The sequence below is a fragment of the Aurantibacter sp. genome (assembly GCF_039941195.1).
GTDB lineage: Bacteria > Bacteroidota > Bacteroidia > Flavobacteriales > Flavobacteriaceae > Aurantibacter_A.
On record NZ_JBDVFA010000019.1, the window covers coordinates 59,094 to 73,255 of the forward strand.

11 protein-coding genes are annotated in these 14,162 nt (G+C 34.5%); all 11 read right to left on the minus strand.

Features of this window, described 5'->3' with window-relative positions:
- Positions 1 to 82: 82 nt before the first annotated feature.
- Genes ftsZ through ABJF52_RS03540 form a run of 11 tightly spaced genes read right to left on the minus strand, consistent with a single transcriptional unit; the run spans position 83 to position 14,147 of the window.
- Complete coding sequence (ftsZ, locus tag ABJF52_RS03490) at positions 83 to 2,023, minus strand: cell division protein FtsZ (RefSeq protein ID WP_348146359.1); 1,941 nt, start codon at positions 2,021 to 2,023, stop codon at positions 83 to 85.
- Between the two features lie 43 nt (positions 2,024 to 2,066).
- Positions 2,067 to 3,413: a cell division protein FtsA gene (ftsA, locus tag ABJF52_RS03495; protein ID WP_348146360.1), complete on the minus strand. Its 1,347-nt coding sequence runs from the start codon at positions 3,411 to 3,413 to the stop codon at positions 2,067 to 2,069.
- A 5-nt stretch (positions 3,414 to 3,418) separates the two neighbouring features.
- Positions 3,419 to 4,126 (minus strand): hypothetical protein, encoded by a 708-nt coding sequence (locus tag ABJF52_RS03500; RefSeq protein ID WP_348146362.1) that lies wholly within the window; start codon positions 4,124 to 4,126, stop codon positions 3,419 to 3,421.
- Between the two features lies 1 nt (position 4,127).
- Complete coding sequence (gene murC / locus ABJF52_RS03505; protein ID WP_348146365.1) at positions 4,128 to 5,480, minus strand: UDP-N-acetylmuramate--L-alanine ligase; 1,353 nt, start codon at positions 5,478 to 5,480, stop codon at positions 4,128 to 4,130.
- 3 nt (positions 5,481 to 5,483) lie between these two features.
- Positions 5,484 to 6,578 (minus strand): undecaprenyldiphospho-muramoylpentapeptide beta-N-acetylglucosaminyltransferase, encoded by a 1,095-nt coding sequence (gene murG, locus ABJF52_RS03510; RefSeq protein WP_348146367.1) that lies wholly within the window; start codon positions 6,576 to 6,578, stop codon positions 5,484 to 5,486.
- Positions 6,565 to 7,773, minus strand: coding sequence for an FtsW/RodA/SpoVE family cell cycle protein (locus tag ABJF52_RS03515; RefSeq protein ID WP_348146370.1), 1,209 nt, complete (start codon positions 7,771 to 7,773; stop codon positions 6,565 to 6,567). The genes murG and ABJF52_RS03515 overlap by 14 nt, the downstream gene beginning before the upstream one ends.
- A 9-nt stretch (positions 7,774 to 7,782) precedes the next feature.
- Positions 7,783 to 9,117: a UDP-N-acetylmuramoyl-L-alanine--D-glutamate ligase gene (murD, locus tag ABJF52_RS03520; RefSeq protein ID WP_348146373.1), complete on the minus strand. Its 1,335-nt coding sequence runs from the start codon at positions 9,115 to 9,117 to the stop codon at positions 7,783 to 7,785.
- Positions 9,118 to 10,338 carry a phospho-N-acetylmuramoyl-pentapeptide-transferase gene (gene mraY / locus ABJF52_RS03525; RefSeq protein WP_348146376.1) on the minus strand — a complete coding sequence of 407 codons (1,221 nt, stop codon included), beginning with the start codon at positions 10,336 to 10,338 and terminating at the stop codon, positions 9,118 to 9,120.
- Positions 10,339 to 10,352: 14 nt separating this feature from the next.
- On the minus strand, positions 10,353 to 11,816 hold the full coding sequence (locus ABJF52_RS03530) for a UDP-N-acetylmuramoyl-L-alanyl-D-glutamate--2,6-diaminopimelate ligase (RefSeq protein ID WP_348146379.1): 1,464 nt from the start codon (positions 11,814 to 11,816) through the stop codon (positions 10,353 to 10,355).
- Complete coding sequence (locus ABJF52_RS03535) at positions 11,813 to 13,819, minus strand: penicillin-binding protein (protein ID WP_348146382.1); 2,007 nt, start codon at positions 13,817 to 13,819, stop codon at positions 11,813 to 11,815. The genes ABJF52_RS03530 and ABJF52_RS03535 overlap by 4 nt, the downstream gene beginning before the upstream one ends.
- Positions 13,806 to 14,147 carry an FtsL-like putative cell division protein gene (locus ABJF52_RS03540; RefSeq protein WP_348146385.1) on the minus strand — a complete coding sequence of 114 codons (342 nt, stop codon included), beginning with the start codon at positions 14,145 to 14,147 and terminating at the stop codon, positions 13,806 to 13,808. The genes ABJF52_RS03535 and ABJF52_RS03540 overlap by 14 nt, the downstream gene beginning before the upstream one ends.
- Between the last annotated feature and the right edge of the window lie 15 nt (positions 14,148 to 14,162).

The following is a 14,162-nucleotide window of genomic DNA, read 5'->3' on the forward strand; positions in this document are numbered from 1 at the left end:
AATTTTTAAAAGAAAGCGAAGATAAAAAATAAACCCGAAAGCACAGTTGGCTTTCGGGTTGTAAATAAGGTTTGTCTAAAATTTAATCTACATTATCTTCCAAGAAAGAATTATTTGTACGAAGTTGTATTTCTCCATTACTATCTTCACCTAAAGAAGTTCTAGAAACTTTATTTTCAGCAGTTCTTTCAGTTAAATTTACTCCTTGTCTTTTATAAGCAGGTTCCTTCTCAATTTCTTCAATGCTATTTACATTGTTTTGAAACTTATAATTAAAATCTTTTAATTTCCTTCTTCGTTCATCTGCTCTTTCCTTCAATAACTCCTCTAATGGACTATCCATAGGATCTAATTCCTCTTCAGTCTTTATTTTCTCTTTTGTTTGAAGAACTTTCTTTTCGAAAACTAATTCATCTTCAACGATTTTTGGTTCAAACTCTTCTGCTTTGGATTTGGCACCTGTAAGTTTATTTTCAAGTTCCATATAATCATCTAAACTATAGCGAGTTTCACCTTGTTTGTTGTATTCTAAAACCGGAATTACCTCTACGTGATCCTTAACATCAAGATTATTAACTTCTTCTTCTAGATCAAAAGTTATCATTCGTTCCTTTTCTTCTTCTGGTTTTTCATTCTCTGTAACCAAAGGTAAATCGAATCCTATAGAAAATTGATCTTCCTCTTCAGCAGAAAGTTCTTGCGGATCTACAACTTCTATATTTTTTGCAGCTTCTGTAGAATCAATTATAACAAAATCGTCTTCCGAAACTTCACCTTTAGCAACTTCCTCAATTACTTCATCATAAAAAACATTAAAGTTTCTAATATAATTTGTAGTTGGTATTAAATCCATACCTAGTTCTTCTTCGGTATCATCAATCAAAGTATGTTTAATTACAGGTGCATGAGCAGGAACGACAACATCCTCTTCTAGACGATGAACCACATTTTGCGCTGTTAAATCTCTTTCAGCACGCTGTTCTTCTTCCAGTGTATGAATTATTTTTTTTGCTTCTGTATTTACAATTTCATTCTGTTGATCAATATCAAACCCTGTAGCAATTACAGTTACTGCAATAGCTTCACCTATATCTTGATCTTCACCTACACCCATTATTATGTTTGCACCATGACCGGCCTGAACTTGTATGTGATCATTAATTTCTCCTATCTCATCAATAGTAATTTCTTGAGAACCAGAAACAATCAATAACAATACGTTTTTAGCACCAGATATTTTATTATCATTTAAAAGAGGAGAATCTAAAGCTTTCATTATCGCCTCATTAGCTCTGGTTGAACCTGAAGCCATAGCAGAACCCATTATTGCAGTTCCACTATTAGATAATACTGTTTTTGCATCTCTAAGGTCAATATTTTGAGTATAGTGATGAGTTATTACTTCTGCGATACCTCTTGCAGCGGTAGATAAAACTTCATCAGCTTTTGAGAATCCAGCTTTGAATCCTAAATTACCATATACTTCGCGAAGCTTGTTGTTATTAATCACAATTAATGAATCAACATTAGCTCTTAATTTTTCAATTCCGATTTGAGCTTGTTCACAACGCATTTTACCTTCAAATTCAAAAGGCATAGTAACAATACCAACAGTAAGAACATCTAAATCTTTGGCTTGTCTTGCAATTACGGGAGCAGCACCAGTACCTGTACCACCACCCATACCAGCAGTTATGAAAATCATTTTAGTTGTTGTAGATAACATTTGCTTGATTTCTTCCATACTTTCAAGCGCAGCTTGTTCACCTACTTCAGGATTAGCACCAGCTCCCAATCCTTCTGTTAATGAAACTCCCAACTGTATTTTATTTGGCACTGAACTATTGTTCAATGCCTGAGAGTCTGTATTACAAATTATAAAATCGACTCCGTTAATTCCTGATTGGAACATGTGGTTGATGGCATTACTTCCGCCACCACCGACTCCAATCACCTTTATTACATTACTTTGGTTTTTTGGGAGATCAAATGAAATATTTTCAAACTCGTTATTATTGCTCATAGTACTTTTATTACTGGTTAATGTTCTTATTCTTTATTCTCGTTTATTCCGCGTTATCTAAAAAGTCTTTGAGCTTCTCAGACCATTTATCAAAAACGGACTTACGTTCCTTATTTCCTTGGGGGTTGTTTTCTTTAACTTCTTCTTCACCTGCTAAAACAAGTTCTTCTACTGACTCCTCAATTTGCTCTTCGCTAACTACTGCTTCTTCTGCATTAGATTGATATTCACCGTTACGTACGGCATTCATTAACAAACCCACAGCGGTAGCATACAAGGGACTAGCAATTTCTTCATCAGAGTTACCTGCTAAATGTTCATTAGGATAACCTATTCGGGTATCCATACCGGTTATATATTCCACCAATTGCTTCAAATGTTTCAATTGACTTCCACCACCCGTAAGAACAATACCGGCTATTAATTTTTTCTTTTGTTCTTCGTGACCGTAGTTTTTTATTTCTACATAAACCTGTTCTATAATCTCCACTACCCTAGCGTGAATAATTTTAGAAAGATTTTTTAATGTAATCTCTTTAGGCTCCCTACCTCTTAATCCAGGTATAGAAACTATTTCATTGTCTTTGTTCTCACCGGGCCAAGCAGAACCAAATTTCATTTTCAATAGCTCAGCTTGCTTTTCAATTATTGAACAGCCTTCTTTTATATCTTCAGTGATTACACCTCCACCAAATGGTATAACCGCTGTATGACGAATTATGCCATCTTTAAAAATTGCTAAATCGGTAGTACCACCGCCTATATCTATAAGTGCCACTCCTGCTTCTTTTTCTTCTTTACTTAAAACAGCATCTGAAGAAGCTAAAGGTTCAAGTGTGATATTACCTAAATCTAAACCTGCACTCTTAATACATCTTCCTACATTTCTAATAGAAGATATTTGACCTACAACAACATGGAAATTAGCTTCTAAACGACCCCCATACATTCCTATAGGCTCCTTTATCTCAGCTTGACCATCAATTTTATATTCTTGAGGAAGAACATGGATAATTTCTTCGCCAGGTAGCATAACCAACTTATAAACTTGATTTACCAAACGATCCAAATCATCATCATTAATAACCTCTTCAGAGTCAGTTCGTGTTATATAATCGCTATGCTGAAGACTTCGAATATGCTGCCCAGCAATACCTACAACAACAGATCCAATTTTAAGTCCAGAATTAGCTTCAGCCTCTTCTACAGCTTGTTGAATAGATTTAATGGTTTGTGTAATATTATTTACAACTCCCCTGTGTACACCTAGGCTTTTCGATTTACCAATACCTAAAACTTCTATTTTACCGTACTCATTTTCTTTACCAATGATTGCAACAATCTTGGTTGTACCGATATCGAGACCTACTGAATATTTTGTTGTTTCCATTTATTTTAAATTTTGGTGCACACTACTTGGTTATTGAATTCTAAATTGACCATTGCGTATTCGTTCAAAGATTCATCTTTATCAGCTTTACTATAAAAAGCTTTGAACTTTTTAAACTTAACTGCAAGATTCTCTATATTTCCCAAATTCACCACAAACTGTTCCATTCGGAATTTTAGTTGATAATTCTCTAAACTTTCAATGTGAATACCTATCACATTTTTGCGTAAAAAATCATCCTGATTAATAAATTTCAATATTTCATATGCATCTTCAAGACCTTTACCTGTTATATCCCCAGTTATAATTGGCACTCTTGCAGAATGACTATTTGAAAAAGGCATTTTTTTTCCATCATCATCCAAATAAAACTTTGAATCTCCTTCAACTCTTCCGATTGGTCTTCGCTGAGTAATTTTAGAAGTTAGTTTACCATCAACTGATAGAAAAACTTCCGCATTTTTAACCATTTCATTGGCCTCAATGACTTCTTCAATCGTATTCAAAACTAATTTTTCTTTGGTCACATTAGTAAGCGGACCATAATTTTGTATTAACAATTTATTAACCGTCCCTTGTGTAATATATAAATTCTGCTCACCAACGAACTCCACATTAATTCCATTAACTTTTTTTTGCAAATTTCTATGATTAGAAAATGCGTAAAGCCCTGTAACCAATAGCAATAAGCCAGATAACTTGATAAAACTCATATTAATTCGCATATTCAAATTCTTTTGTAATTTTTTCTACTTCAAGACCAATATCACCTGCCCCCATCGTAACTAATACATCTGGATTTTGACTTCTTATTTCACTAATTAATTTGTCTTTTTGAATTACTTTTTTATGAGGGTTATCAATCTTTCCCATAAGCCACTCAGAATTAACCCCTTCCATTGGTTTTTCTCTTGCTGGATAAATTTCTAGCAGCAGAATACTGTCAAATTTTGCAAGGCTTTTTGCAAAATCATCTACAAAATCCTTAGTTCTTGAAAAAAGGTGTGGTTGAAAAACAACCAAAACTTTTTTATTGGGATGCATTTCACTAATCGCATCATAAATAGCATTAATTTCTGTTGGATGATGAGCGTAGTCATCAATAAAAACAAAATTCTTTTCTTTTATTTTGTAAGAAAATCTACGTTTAACTCCTTTAAAAGTTTCAAGGGCTTTAGCAAGGCGGTCTGGTGGGGAACCAGTTTGCACCGCCATCGCAAAAGCAACCAAACCATTTAGCAAATTATGCCTTCCTGGTTTGTTGAACTTAACTCCCTTTAAATTAATTTCAGGAGTGCCCAAATCAAAAACGTAGGTGCCATGTACTATTTTTATATTTCGGATACAAAAATCCGAATCGTCTTCAATACCATAAGTGAACCCCTCTAGAGGCAGTCCGTTTCTAACAAATAATTTTCCGTTAGACTTCATACACCCTACAAAATCTTTAAAAGATTGGTGTAAAGTTTCAGCATCACCATAAATATCTAGGTGATCTGCATCCATTGATGTAACACAAGCAACATCAGGAAATAACCTTAAAAAAGAACGGTCAAACTCATCAGCTTCAACCACAGAAACATCGTTACCTTGAAAATAAAAATTACTATTAAAATCTTCCGAAATTCCGCCTAAAAAAGCGGTAAAAGAAGTGCCAGTTTCTTTAAGTAGATGAGCAAGTATACTTGTAGTTGTCGTTTTGCCATGCGTACCTGCAACCGCAAGACAAAAAGTATCTTTAGTAATTAAACCTAAAACCTCAGAACGTTTTTTAATCTGAAAGTTATAATTCAAAAAGAATTGATATTCAGAATGCTCCGTGGGGACCGCTGGCGTATAAACAACAAGGGTGTTTTTTGAATCTTTAAAATTTTTGGAAACTAAACCCATAGAATCTTCATAATGTATGGCTATATCTAAAGATTCCAATTCTGCAGTTAATGGAGTTCTAGTTTTATCGTAACCAGCTACTTCCTTTTTAAGAAACTTAAAATAACGTGCAAGAGCAGACATACCAATACCTCCGATGCCGATAAAATAAACGTTATGTATGTTTTTTAAGTCCAAGATTTAATTCCTATTTAACAATTTTTCAATTTGATCAACAATATTTTTAGTTGCATTAGGCAAAGCCAATTTTTTAATATTTGTACTGAGCACTTTCTGTTTTTCTCCAGATTCAATTAATTCTGAAAATACAGTTTCAAAATTTTCATCCAGTTCTTTTTCTCGCAACATTAATGCCGCATTTTCAGATACTAAAGCTTGCGCATTTTTTGTTTGATGATCTTCAGCAACATTGGGTGATGGAATAAATACTGTTGGTTTACCTACAATACATAGTTCTGAAACTGAACCTGCTCCTGCCCTTGAAATTATAAAATCGGCTGCCCCATAAGCGAAATCCATATTGTTTATAAAGTCAAGTACCTTGACCGAATCCGAATTATATTTTTTGTATTCTTCGATATAAAGCTTACCACATTGCCAAATAACCTGTAGGTTTCTAGTTTTAAAATATTCAAGTTCTTTCGCTATTAGCTGATTTACTCTTCTCGCACCAAGGCTTCCACCTAATACAAAAATGGTTTTCTTATCTGCACTTAACCGAAAAGATTTAATTGCTTCTTGCTTATCCACATTCATTGCAACCAAATCACCTCTAACAGGATTACCTGTTTTTATAATCTTTTCGGCAGGGAAAAACTTATCCATACCATCATAAGCAACACAAATTTTAGTAACTTTATCTTTAAGCAACTTATTGGTCATTCCCGCATAAGAATTCTGTTCTTGCAAAACACAAGGAATACCACGACCAGAAGCAACTTTTAAGAGTGGCCCACTAGCAAAACCTCCGGTGCCAATGACAACATCGGGTTTAAATTGTGATACTATTTTTCGTGCTTTCAACAAACTACTTATCAATTTAAATGGAAACATTAAATTCTTTAATGTCAATTTCCGTTGCAATCCTGATATCCAAAGGCCTTCAATTTTGTAACCGGCATTGGGCACTTTTTCCATTTCCATGCGATCTTTTGCTCCAACGAACAAAAATTCGGCATTGGAATGTCTTTTTTTCAATTCATTTGCTATGGCTATGGCAGGATAAATATGTCCGCCTGTGCCTCCTCCAGATAAAATAAATTTATAGCTGCCCACTTAAAACTTCTAAGGGGTTAGTTATTTCCATATCTGAATTATCTTCTTTACTCTTTTTTCTATCTTTATCTTTTACACTTGCACTCAAAATAATTCCGATAGCTAAACAAGTCATCCAACTTGATGTACCTCCGCTACTTATCAAGGGTAAAGTTTGCCCCGTAACCGGGAACAACTCCACAGCAACAGCCATGTTAATTAAAGCCTGAAATACAATTGGAAGACCCACTCCTAATACTAATAATTTTGCAAAAATTGAAGAATTAGCATTTGCAACCACTGCAATTCTAAAAAGTAAGAGTAGGTAGAAAAACATTACAATAATTCCACCAACAAGACCATATTCTTCAACAATAATCGCATATATAAAATCGGAAGAACTTTGTGGTAGGAAATTCTTTTGAATACTCTTACCTGCCCCTTTACCAACAATACCACCAGTTGCAATAGCTATTTTTGCTTTTTCTATTTGGTAACCCGCTTCGCCATCTTCTCCATCCGTAAAACTTGTAATACGATGTTCCCAAGTTGTTACGCGGTTACTAAATGAATCAGGAAACGCTTTGGCTACAAGTATAAATAGTGTTAAACATAATAATCCAGTACCAACTATACTCAATAAATATTTCGTGGGATATCCTCCGAGAAAACATAATAAAAGCACCATCGAAAAAATGATTCCAGCTGTAGAAAAATTAGCTGGTAAAATTAAAATTATCACTAAAAAAACTGGCACCCATAAAGGCAATATACTTTCTTTAAAAGTAATTTCTTGATCCTTAATTTTAGATAAATACCGAGCAACATAAATCATTAAAACCACCGAAGCCAAACTTGAAGTTTGAAAAGTAATACCTACTAATGGCAACTGTATCCAACGGCTAGCATTTGCACCATCTATTGTAGTACCCTGTGCTATTGTAAAAGCTAGTAACACCAAAACAATTGGCATTGCTATTAATGATAAGCCTTTAAAATAATGACTTGGAATTCGATGTATTCCATAAATAATTCCAAAACCAAGAATCAACAACATGGCATGTTTAACCAAATGCCCCATAGTTGTGCCACTACCAACAACATAAACTAAATTGCTGCTAGCACTGTAAACCGGCAAAAACGAAAACAAAGCCAAGAGTGCCACTACAGCCCAAATGGTTTTATCTCCTTTTATATTTTGGAATAATGATTTCACTTTTATCTATTACAAATTTTTAATTGCTTCTTTAAATTGATTTCCTCGATCTTCATAGTTATCAAAAAGATCAAAACTAGCACAGGCAGGAGAAAGCAAAACTGTATCTCCACGTTCGGCAATTTTATACGCTACTTTAACAGCTTCAGACATTGCATAAGTTTCCACCACCAGGTCAACAACATTGCCAAAAAATTCTTTAATCTTGGTATTATCTTCACCCAAACAAACAATTGCCTTTACCTTTTCTCGCACTAAAGGCATTAATTCTTTGTAGTCATTGCCCTTGTCAACCCCGCCGACAATCCAGACGGTCGGGGTACTCATACTATCTAGGGCAAAAAAGGTGGCATTAACATTCGTTGCTTTGGAATCGTTAATGTATTGTACATGATGAATCTTCAACACTTTCTCTAGGCGATGTGGCGCACCTTGAAAACTAGTAATGCTTTCTCTAATGGTTTGCTTTCTAATATTAACCAAAGTTGCTGCTAACGAAGCGGCCATGGTATTTTTTAAATTGTGTTTGCCTTCAAGCGCTAATGAGTCGGTGGTCATGTGTATTGTATTATTATTTATTGTTATTACTATATGTTCATTCTCGAGATACGCACCTTCTTCCAAGCTTTTTTCAATGGAGAAAGGTATTAAGTGGGATTTGACTGGGTGTTTTTCTAACCAACTGACTAAAACCTTATCATCAGCATCATAAATCAAATAATCTGTTTCAGTATGATTTTTTGTTATCAGAAATTTTGATGCGATATAATTTTCAAACTTATACTCGTACCGATCCAAATGGTCTGGAGTAATATTTGTTATTATCGCAATCTTCGGTTTAAATGATATTATACCATCTAGTTGAAAACTGCTGATTTCTAAAACATAAAAATCAAAACTATTTTCCGCTACCATTTTCGCATAACTATCACCAATATTCCCTGCCATTGCCACATTTAATTCGTCCGATTTAAAAATGTGATTCGTTAGCATTGTGGTGGTAGTTTTACCGTTACTACCAGTTATACCAACAATTGTTGCATCAGTATATCTAGTGGCAAATTCAATTTCTGAAATAACCGGTATTCCTTTCGCAAATAATTCCTGTACTAAAGCCACCTTTTCAGGTATACCAGGACTTTTCATTACGATATCGGCGTTCAAAATTTTTGATTCGGTATGTTGACCTTCTTCCCAATCAATCCCAAAATGTTCAAGAACTTTTTTATATTTTTCTTTAATGAGGCCTTTATCTGAAACAAAGACTTCAAAACCTTCTTTTAATCCTAAAACTGCAGTACCTACTCCACTTTCTCCTCCACCTAATGCAACAAGTCTTGCCATCTATCTGACTTTTAAAGTCACAATTGAAAGAATTGCTAACACGATACTTACAATCCAAAAACGGGTAACAATTTTACTTTCGTGATACCCTTTTTTTTGATAATGATGATGTAATGGCGCCATTAAAAAAATGCGCTTTCCTTCTCCTAATTTTTTCTTTGTGTATTTAAAATATCCTACTTGCATCATTACTGAAACTGATTCTGCTAAAAATATCCCACACAGAATAACTAGCAACAATTCCTTTCTAACAATAATTGCAATTACAGCGATAACACCTCCAATAGTCAAACTACCAGTATCCCCCATAAACACTTGAGCAGGAAATGCATTATACCATAAGAATCCAATAAGTGCACCTGCAAATGCTGTAATAAAAACAAGAAGTTCACCAGCACCTACGATGTACATTATATCGAGGTATTCTGAGAAAATAATATTACCAGAAACCCAAGCAAAAATTCCAAGGGTAAACACAATTATCGCTGATGATCCAGCTGCCAATCCATCAATACCATCAGTTAAATTTGCACCATTAGAAACCGCCGTAATAATTAGTATTACTATCGGAATAAACAACAACCATCCGTAGTCTTTAGCACCTTCACCAGCCCATGAAATAAGACTACTGTAATCCAACTCATTGTGTTTAAGAAAAGGAACTGTAGTCATAGTAGATTTAACATCTTTCCCTTTAACTTCTTCAACAGTATATTGTTCGGTAATTATAGTTTGAGTACTTTCTCGCATTGTAACCTCTGGGTGGAAGTATAAAACAGTACCGACGAAAAGACCCAATCCAACTTGGCCCATTACTTTAAACCTGCCTTTTAAGCCTTTTTTGTCTTTCTTGAAGATTTTAATATAATCATCAATAAAGCCAATAATTCCCATCCATATAATTGTAATAATTAATAAGATGATATAGATGTTTAAAATATCTGCAAAAAGTAAAACTGGAATTAAAGTAGACATGATGATGATTAAACCACCCATTGTTGGCGTACCAGATTTTTGTTTTTGACCGTCTAAACCAAGATCCCGAACAGTTTCTCCTATTTGTTTTTTCTGCAAAAAGAGTATAATACGTTTGCCATAAGTTGTAGCCAATATTAGAGACAACAATACCGCCAAAGCCGCTCTAAAAGTCTGAAATTGGAACAGACTCGCACCGGGCACCTGGTATTGTGTTTCTAAATATTCAAAAAGATAATACAGCATTCTCTTTTATTACACTATTTATTAAGACTATCTAAATGATTTCTTATGATTTTAAAATCGTCAAAATCAATTCGTTTTCCGTTTGTTTCTTGGTAGGTCTCATGACCTTTACCCGCTACCAAAATGATGTCTTTTGCTAAAGCCAACTGACAAGCAGTTTTAATTGCTTGATCACGATTTTCGATAGACAATACATTCTGTTTTTTTTGCATTTCCACACCAGCTTCCATTTCTTCAATAATAGCAGATGGTGATTCTGATCTTGGGTTATCAGAGGTAAATATGGCTTTGTTACTCATTTCCGAGGCGATATAACCCATAACCGGACGCTTTGATCTGTCTCTATCGCCACCACACCCCACAACGGTGATGACGTTTTCATTTCCAGTTCTCAATGTGTTGATAGTTTCAAGCACATTTTTTAGCGCATCCGGTGTATGGGCATAATCAACTATAGCCGTAATTTTTTCTTTTGAAATAAAATATTGAAACCTACCATCTACATTCTCCAACTCACTTAGTAGACGTAACGTTTCTAGTTTTTCCAGACCTAATAATTCTGCTGTGGCATAAATTGCCAACATATTATAAGCATTAAAATCTCCTATTAATCGAGACCATAATTCATTATCATTAAGTTTCAGTAATTGTCCGTCAAACTGATTCTCTAAGATTTGCGCTCTGTAATCTGCATAAGTTTTCAACGCATACGTATGCTTTTTAGCTTTCGTATTTTGCATCATTACTTCACCATTCTTATCATCTATATTGGAAAGTGCAAAAGCATTTTTACCAAGCTCGTCAAACAACATTTTTTTGGTATCTCTATATTCTGCAAAAGTTTTATGGTAATCTAAATGATCATGTGAAAGATTAGTAAAAATCGCACCTTCGAATACAAGACCTTTAGTTCGTTTTTGATGTATTCCATGCGAACTAACTTCCATAAAACAAAATTCAACACCAGCTTCCGTCATTAAATCGAGGTGATGATTTATTGTAAGTGCATCTGGAGTTGTATGCTTTGTAGGATACTCAGTTTCATCAACCATAATTTTAATGGTCGATATTAAACCCACCTTAAAACCTGCCTTTTTAAATAGCTGGTATAAAAGACTACTCACAGTTGTTTTACCATTTGTACCAGTAACTCCAACCAACTTCAAATTCTTAGAAGGGTTATCGTAAAAATTTGATGCCATAAATGCGAGCGCTTCATTTGCATTTTTTACCTCAACAAAAGTGACATTACTGTCCATTGTCTTTGGTAATTCTTCGCAGATTATAGCATTAGCACCTAATTCAATAGCTTTTTCTATAAACTCGTGACCATCAGTTAATGTACCACGTATAGCCACAAAAACATCATCTACATCAACAGCTCTCGAATCAAAACATACCGAATTGACCTCTACAGCCGTACTGCCATTTACAGCAGTTAAGCTCACCCCAAATAAGATGTCTTTCAAAGTCTTCATGAAAGTTCGAGTATTATTTTATTAACTTTTTTTATTGCAGTTCCTTGAGAAATAGATTGTTTTTTCACTTTACCATTTCCGATAACTTCAACCTGTAAACCTAAATTTTCAAGTATTGCAACTGCATCCATACCACTCATACCCTTCACATTTGGAACACTACTATGTGCTTTTTGAACCTCGGTATAATATTTTTGATATTCAGTATCTAGCTTCTGATTATCAGCTGTCATTAATTCCACCTCATTAACCAATGGGTTATTTGCATAAATTTTTTGAGCAACCGATTTGAATACTGGCCCTGCAACATCTGCACCATAATAGCCAACACTTTTATCTGGCTCATGTATTACCACAATACATGAGTATTTTGGATTATCAGCCGGAAAGTATCCTGAAAAACTAGATATATAACCAAACTTAGAAGGGTCACTTGAACCGTAATTCTTTTGTGCAGTACCAGTTTTTCCCGCCATTGAAAAATTGGGAGAATATAGTCTATGTCCCGTTCCAAATTTTTCAGAAACCACATTAGCCATTAGCGCCTGAACTTTCTTCACCGTTTCTTTAGAACAAATAGAAGGGTCAATAACTTCTTTTTCAAATTTCTGTATAGTAGTATTCCATTCTTTCACCTCTTTTATCAAGCGCGGCTTTACCATTTCTCCATCATTGGCAATGGCATTATAAAAAGTAAGTATCTGCAGTGGGGTCATCAAAACCTCATAACCATAAGCCATTTGTGCTAGAGAAATACCCGACCATCCTTTATCTCCTGGATATCTTAAAAGTGGTTTTCCTTCACCTTTAATTGGTAACCCTAATTGCTGGTGAATTTTTAATTCACGTAAACGATCAACATACTTTTCCGGATTATTCTTGTAGTTAGTGTGAATCATTTTTGCAAAAGCAGTATTAGATGAAACAACGAATGCTTTTGCCATTGATATTTCACCGTAACCACCATGCTTAGAATCCTTAACAGTTTTTCTGTAAATTTTCCACCGTCCCTTTTCAGTATCAATTACAGTACTAGTATCAATTACTTTATCTTCAAGAGCAGCAACCATATTCATCAACTTAAAAGTTGAACCTGGATCACTAGATTCGCCAATGGCATAATTTAAACGTTCGTAATATTTACCTTCTTTAGTTCTTCCCAAATTAGAAATTGCCTTTACTTCACCTGTTGCAGTTTCCATAACTATTACACAACCATGATCAGCATTATATTTTTCTAATTGCCCCAAAAGACCATGATGCGCTATATCTTGAATATTAATATCTATGGTAGAAACAACATCATATCCATCTTTCGGCTCTACAATATTGTCAAGCCCTATAGGCTTCCATTGTCCTTTTGCAATTTTTTGCTTTAATCGCTTACCCTCTATGCCTCTTAAATATTGACCAAATGCACCTTCAAGTCCAACTCTAGTTGCATAACCATTTTCATCAAATCGTTCATAGCCAACAGATCGTTCAGCAATTTTACCTAATGGGTGCTCTCGTTTAATTTTCTGTTCTATAATCAATCCTCCTTTATATGGACCTTTCTTAAAAAGCGGAAATTGTTTTAGTGCTATATATTCTGAATAATCGAGATTTCTAGCAATAAGCGCATACCTATTCTTGTTGGCTTTTGCTTTGCGTAATAATTGTTGATAATGCGAAGAAGTTTTACCTAAAAGTTTAGCTAATTCATTTGCTAAAGGTTTCACATTCTCTTGAAAATCTTCATCTGCAACTGTAACCGCATCAAAACGAACAGTATATCGCGATACCGATGTTGCCAAAAGACTACCATCATCTGAATATAGATTACCTCGATTAGGCTCTATTGTGAACATTTTTTCGGTACGCTTTTCTGCTAGGTTGCGATATTTATCACCATCAACCATTTGTATGCTCACCAATTTCACTATAACAGCCATCGCAAACAGAAAAAGTCCTGCCGATACAATATATAAGCGATTTAAAATTTTCTTTTCAGAAACCGGCATTAGCTCTCTCGGTAATTTTTGATTTAACTTTTATTTTTCTTGGGGGAATTTCAGATGGAAACAATCCTGTTTCAAGGAGTGTCTGCGACAAATTAGATTCGAGCTTCAAACGTTGTACATCCGAACGTATATCTACAAATTCACTACGCAATTCTTTTACCTCCTCGTTTAACGCTGCAAGCCTATGCACTTGTTGATCAGCTCTATGTGAGCTTCCTATCATTATTGTAGCTAAAAAAGAGGTGAATATGATAAACATCCAATTTTTAGGAGCATCCCCGCTCACTAAAAATTTTCCTCTCAATATGTCGAGTATTCCGTTTTTCATCACAATTATTTATTC